Source organism: Capnocytophaga catalasegens, assembly GCF_026005215.1.
Classification (GTDB): Bacteria; Bacteroidota; Bacteroidia; order Flavobacteriales; family Flavobacteriaceae; genus Capnocytophaga; species Capnocytophaga catalasegens.
On the sequence record NZ_BPMA01000002.1, the window covers coordinates 122,496 to 128,495 of the forward strand.

A 6,000-nucleotide genomic window follows, 5' to 3' on the forward strand; every position below is an offset into this window, starting at 1 on the left:
TTCGTCCCTAATAAAATTTCAAAATAATGATTTAACAAAATTCATCATAAGCCTCTTTCAAGTTATCGGCTATAATCTCTGCCGGACGCCCTTCTATATGATGGCGTTCTAACATATGAACCAATTCTCCATCTTTGAATAAGGCAATACTGGGTGATGATGGCGGAAATGGAAACATATACTCTCGCATTTTTTGAGTTGCTTCTTTATCAACACCTGCAAAAACTGTTACCAAATAATCAGGCTTTTTATTATTCTTAAGACTTTCTTTAACTGCAGGGCGTGCCATACCAGCAGCACAACCACAAACAGAATTAACCATTACAAGCATTGTTCCATTTTTTTTAATCGCTTTATCAACAGCTTCGATGGTTTTAAGTTCTTGAAATCCTACGGAAGTTAAGTCTTCGATCATAGGTTTTACTAATTCGGGTGGATACATAATTTTCTTTTTTTAAAGATGCAAAGTTATATATTTTTTTCAAATAAATATGTTTTCATTTTAATTTTTTCTTTTTATATAAACATATTTTTCCAAGTATTTTATTTGTCAATACCTTCTAAATTGAGCAAGAAAGCATACTCCTGAGCATCTTCTCGAAGTGATTCAAAACGACCTGAAGAACCGCTATGTCCCGCATCCATATTGATATGGAAAAGTAAAAGATTATTATCTGTTTTTAATTCACGCAAAAGCGCAACCCACTTAGCTGGCTCCCAATATTGTACTTGCGAATCGTGATACCCTGTGGTAATAAGCATATTAGGATATTGTTTTTTGGTAACATTATCATATGGAGAATACGATTTCATATAATCATAATATATTTTTTCATTCGGATTACCCCATTCTTCATATTCGCCTGTGGTTAAAGGAATCGAATCATCAAGCATTGTAGTTACCACATCAACAAAAGGAACTTGTGCTATTATTCCGTTGAATAATTTGGGTGCCATATTGGCAACTGCTCCCATTAGAAGTCCTCCTGCTGAACCTCCCATTGCGTACAAATGCTTGGGTGAAGTATACTTCTGGTTGATAACATGCTTGGCACAAGCTATAAAATCTGTAAATGTATTTTTCTTTTTCAAGAATTTACCATTTTCATACCATTCTCTTCCCAAATATTCGCTTCCTCGAATATGAGCTATTGCAAAAATAAATCCTCTGTCAAGCAAACTTAATCGAATACTCGAAAACGAAGGGTCTATCGTTACTCCATACGAACCATATCCGTAAAGCAAAAACGGATTATTCCCGTTGCGTTCCATTCCTTTTCGATAAACAATTGATATAGGAATTTTTTCGCCATCATCGGCTGTTGCCCAAATCCGTTCAGATGTATAATTATTCTTATCAAATTTTCCGCCCAAAACTTCTTGTTCTTTTTTCACCTCTTGTATTTTGGTTTTCATATTATAATCAATTACCGAACGTGGCGTTGTAAGAGATGTGTACGAATATCTAAGTATATCGGTATCAAAATCAAGATTGGTCGATGTATAAGCCGTATAAGTTTCATTATCGAAAGGAAGATACTCGTCTTGGGTTCCGTCCCAGCGAATAATTCGGATTTTGTTAAGTCCATTGTCACGCTCGGTTACCACCAAATAATCTTTGAAAATATCAATATCTTCTAAGCGAACTTCTTTTCGATGAGGGATAACGGGCTTCCAATTTTCTTTTCGCGTGTTGGTAATTGGGGTTTTGTCTAACTTAAAATTGGTCGCTCCATCTGCGTTATTCAATATATAGAAATAATCTTGATAGTGAGAAATGCTATATTCTAAACCTTTGGTTCGAGGTTGGAAAATCGTGAATTCCCCTAGAGGATTATCTGCCGAAAGGTATTGATATTCTGAGGTTGTGGTGCTTTCAGAACCAATAATTATATACTTTTCTGATTTGGTCGTATATACAAAAGTTCGATATAACTCATCTTTTTCGTGAAAAACTTCTACATCATTTTTAGAGTCTGAGCCTCTTTGGTGTCTCATAATTTTTTCGGAGCGAAGCGTTTGCGGATTTTTCAGTCCATAAAATAATGTTTTATTATCATTTGCCCAACAAAAGCCTGTAATATTTTTAATCCCTGTTTGAGTTACCTTGCCGGTTTCTAAGTTTTTAAAATACAAATGAAATATATTTCTCCCTTGTGTATCAACAGAAAAGGCAGCCCATTTGTTATCGGGGCTTATTTCCATACCGCCTAAGTTATAAAAAGCGTGTCCTTTTGCCATTTCATTCACGTTAAAGAGAATTTCTTCGGGAGCTTCCAAAGATTCTTTGCGACGAGAATAAATAGGATACTCTCCTCCTTGCTCGTAGCGAGTATTGTACCAATATCCGTTGTGCTTGTACGGAACGGAAGAGTCATCTTCTTTTATCCGCGACTTCATTTCTTCAAAAAGTCGATTTTCAAAATCTTTGGTCGGAGCTGTCATCTGCTGATAATACTGATTTTCAGCTTCTAAATAGGCTAATACTTCGGGTGAATCACGCTGGTTCATCCAAAAATAGTTATCTACGCGCTTGTCTGCGAATTTTTCCAATATTTTCTCATGCTTCGGAGCTTTTGGAGGTACTACATTCATTGTTTCTTTCTTTTTTTCGTTACAAGAAGTTAATAAAATAATCGAAGTGGCTACAAGCACTCCATTTTTCAAGAAATTTCGTTGTGTTTTCATTGCATTATACTATTATTTACTATTTTTTTATTCCAAAAGATTTATTATCTATCGGTTAAGAGCAAAAAACGAATATTTTCTGCTTATTACATTTATTTTTTACGAAGAATTGGATTTAATTCTTCATCATTATACATTTTCATTTGCTTATAAACTTTCATATATTTTTTCCCTTGCTCAATATCAACCAATAATTGGTCTAATGCAAGCGAAAGGTCTTTTTTCTGTTCCAATAAAACCACCAATTTTGCCTGACAAGCCTCTTTGTGAGCCACAGAGGCATCGGGGCGCTCGACTTCTTGTTGCATATGATAAATTTTCAGTGCTAAAATAGAGAGTCTATCAATTGCCCACGCTGGACTTTCGGTATTTATCGTAGCTTCTTTGAGCGGTTGTACATTTTTGTATTTATCCAAAAAATAACTATCAATGTACTCAACCGTATCGGTCCTATCTTGATTAGAAGCATCAATTTTTCGCTTCAAGTCGAGTGCCTCTATGGGGTCTATCTGTGGGTCTCGGATAATATCTTCGTAATGCCACTGCACGGTATCTATCCAGTTCTTACGATAAAGCAAATGTTCGATACTGGGCGAAGGATATGGATTGACAAAAGATTGATATACGTCGTCTAACACGTGGTACTGACGAATACTTTCTTCAAAAATCTTAAAAGCATTTTTACTAAACATAATTTTGTATTTTTCGCAAATATACCTTTATTTTGTAATCTGAAAAAATATTTGTTCAATTTTTTAATTTTTAAGTTTATGATTATACATCGTTTTGACCTTCAACCCTCTGTATTACACCAATTTATCGCAGAGTTGCGCAACGTCAATATTCAGAGAGATCGAATGCGTTTTCGACGTAATTTGGAGCGAGTTGGCGAGATTTTGAGCTATGAAATGAGTAAAAAACTCCAATATCATACCAAAGAAATCACTACACCGTTATCTACGAAGAAAGTTCTTTTGGTTCAAGATGAAATTGTTATCTGTTCTATCTTACGAGCAGGGTTGGCACTTCATCAAGGAATATTAAATTACTTCGACAATGCGAACAATGCTTTTATTTCTGCCTATCGGAAGCATTTATCGGAGTGTGAGTTTGAAATTTTGGTCGAATACTTAGCCTCCCCTTCGCTCGAAGACAATATTCTTATCCTTGCTGACCCAATGCTTGCTACCGGACGCTCTTTTGTCAATGTATATAACTCCCTCAAATCATTGGGAACGCCCAAAGAAATCCATTTGTTTGCCGTTATTGGTTCTGAACAAGGTTTAGAATACGTACAAGAGCACTTTCCGAAAGAAGCACACCTTTGGATAGCCACTGTTGATAAAAAACTTGATGAGCGAAGCTATATTGTCCCTGGATTGGGTGACGCCGGTGATTTAGCTTTCGGAGAAAAAATGCAATCATAGCAAAATAAGAATTTAATACTGCAAATTGTGAACAAAATCGTCTTAATAACTGGGGCTACCTCTGGAATAGGTAAAAATACTGCCGAATTTCTTTCAGACAAAGGATATAAAGTATATGGAACAGGGAGAAATCCGAAGGAAGAAACTAATAAATATACATTACTTCGTATGGATGTGCGAGAAGAAACCTCTATAAAAGAAGTTATTAGTCAAATTCTGGAAAAAGAAGGCAAAATTGATGTCCTTATCAATAATGCCGGAGTAGGGATATCGGGTGCGATGGAAGAAATACCTACTTCTGAGCTTGAAAACCTTTTTCAAACTAATTTTTTTGGTGCGATTAACATAATGAAAGCTGTTTTACCTTCTATGCGAGCTAATCACAGCGGACTTATTATCAACATTACATCAATTGCAGGCTATATGGGACTTCCGTTTCGTGGCGGATACTCCGCAAGCAAAGGAGCGCTAATGCTTGCCACAGAAGCGATGCGCATGGAGGTCAAACCTTTTGGCATTCAGATGACATGTATTGCACCAGGAGATTTTGCCACCGATATTGCCTCACGCCGTTATCATGAACCCGTTGGTACAGATTCGCCTTACAAAGATACCTATCAATTATCACTCAACTTGATGAACCAACACGTTAGTTCTGGACAAAATCCGTTACTAATGGCTGAAAGGATATATAAAATTATCCAAAAATCATCACCCAACGTACATTATAAACAGGCTTCGTTTCTACAAAAGTTCTCCATCGTGCTGAAACGACTTTTACCAGACAAATGGTATGAAAAAATGCTGATGAATCACTATAAATTGTAAAAAATAAACTACAAAACAACCAAGTGTTTCTATCGGTATATTTTTTAGATACAAAAACAATACGATATAACAATATTTTTTTTATTTACTAATTAAAATCCCTTGATAGTAAGTATTTTTTTATAGAAATACATTACTATAACAAGGGATTTTTTAAAAAAAATTCAAAAATTAGTTATTTTCCAAAAGATGTCTATTTTTTAAAACACCTTACTTCTCCCCTACGTTTCCATAGGTTTATTTATTTCTTTTTTTTCTATTTTTCCTTTATTTCTTCGCTGAATTGTAAGATTTGTACTATCAATTACTTGCGATACTAATCCGTAAAAGTGTTCATATTGCCCACTATCAACCATTTTCATTGTAGTAAGATACGTAATTAGCTTGGTATTGATAAGTTCTAACAAAAGTTTTTTCAACGATGAGGCACTTACTGTATTTTCTCTAATAGCCATAGCCTTTTCATACTCCATACGTACATTGGTAAAGGCTGTTTGTTCTTCCCGTAGCTTTTCAATACTCTCAGGAACACCCAAAAGTTCTGTACTAATAGCTTGCATCTCAGTATTTGACAAATCTTGCAACAAAGATTCTATAAGAGAGGACTTACTTGCATAATTTTCTTTAATAACTTTTAATCCATACTTAGAAAATACAGCAAATAGCTTTCCCCCTTTCTCTTTCACTTCAGCAATAGGAATCGAGCTATACCCGAGTAGTACATTATGCAATAACCGAAGTGCATCATCTCTTAATTTATCCTTTTTTTCAAGTTTTGAGATAGAAGTTTCTCTTTTTATTGATTCAGTTATCTGTGAAGAAACTTTTTCTAATTCCTTAAAAGTACTTTTTAAAAATTTATCGCTTTGTAAATTACTTTCATTTTTAAATAATAATAATATTCTATCTGATGTATCATCAACTTCGGTAATTCTTGCTCTTGCGTCTAGTTTTTTCATTTTTGTATATCCGTAATTAAAAATAATTTTGTATATTTGCCTCAAAATCAATAGTTATGAATATTTTCAGTTTCATGGCACATTTCGGTACAGAAGCA

The 6,000-nt window shown here is 34.6% G+C and carries 6 protein-coding genes; 2 read left to right on the forward strand and 4 right to left on the reverse strand.

What is annotated here, in order from left to right:
* Window positions 1-31: 31 nt before the first annotated feature.
* The 3 genes from OO775_RS00605 to OO775_RS00615 all read right to left on the reverse strand — a co-directional run bounded on the left by OO775_RS00605 (window position 32) and on the right by OO775_RS00615 (window position 3,380).
* Entirely contained in the window at window positions 32-442 is a 411-nt protein-coding gene (locus OO775_RS00605) for a BrxA/BrxB family bacilliredoxin (RefSeq protein WP_264845051.1), read from the reverse strand.
* A 101-nt stretch (window positions 443-543) separates the two neighbouring features.
* Entirely contained in the window at window positions 544-2,595 is a 2,052-nt protein-coding gene (locus OO775_RS00610; protein WP_264845065.1) for a S9 family peptidase, read from the reverse strand.
* Between the two features lie 185 nt (window positions 2,596-2,780).
* Window positions 2,781-3,380, reverse strand: a complete 600-nt coding sequence (locus OO775_RS00615) for a DUF4254 domain-containing protein (RefSeq protein ID WP_264845053.1) — start codon at window positions 3,378-3,380, stop codon at window positions 2,781-2,783.
* Window positions 3,381-3,458: 78 nt separating this feature from the next.
* On the opposite strand from OO775_RS00615, the gene upp reads away from it, so the two are divergent.
* Both upp and OO775_RS00625 read left to right on the forward strand, forming a co-directional pair.
* Entirely contained in the window at window positions 3,459-4,115 is a 657-nt protein-coding gene (gene upp, locus OO775_RS00620; protein WP_264845055.1) for a uracil phosphoribosyltransferase, read from the forward strand.
* Window positions 4,116-4,142: 27 nt separating this feature from the next.
* Window positions 4,143-4,943: an SDR family oxidoreductase gene (locus tag OO775_RS00625; protein ID WP_264845057.1), complete on the forward strand. Its 801-nt coding sequence runs from the start codon at window positions 4,143-4,145 to the stop codon at window positions 4,941-4,943.
* Window positions 4,944-5,164: 221 nt separating this feature from the next.
* Here OO775_RS00625 and OO775_RS00630 read toward each other — a convergent pair whose 3' ends face one another.
* The gene (locus tag OO775_RS00630; protein WP_264845059.1) at window positions 5,165-5,902 is read right to left on the reverse strand and encodes a DUF6261 family protein; all 738 of its coding nucleotides are present in this window, start codon (window positions 5,900-5,902) and stop codon (window positions 5,165-5,167) included.
* Between the last annotated feature and the right edge of the window lie 98 nt (window positions 5,903-6,000).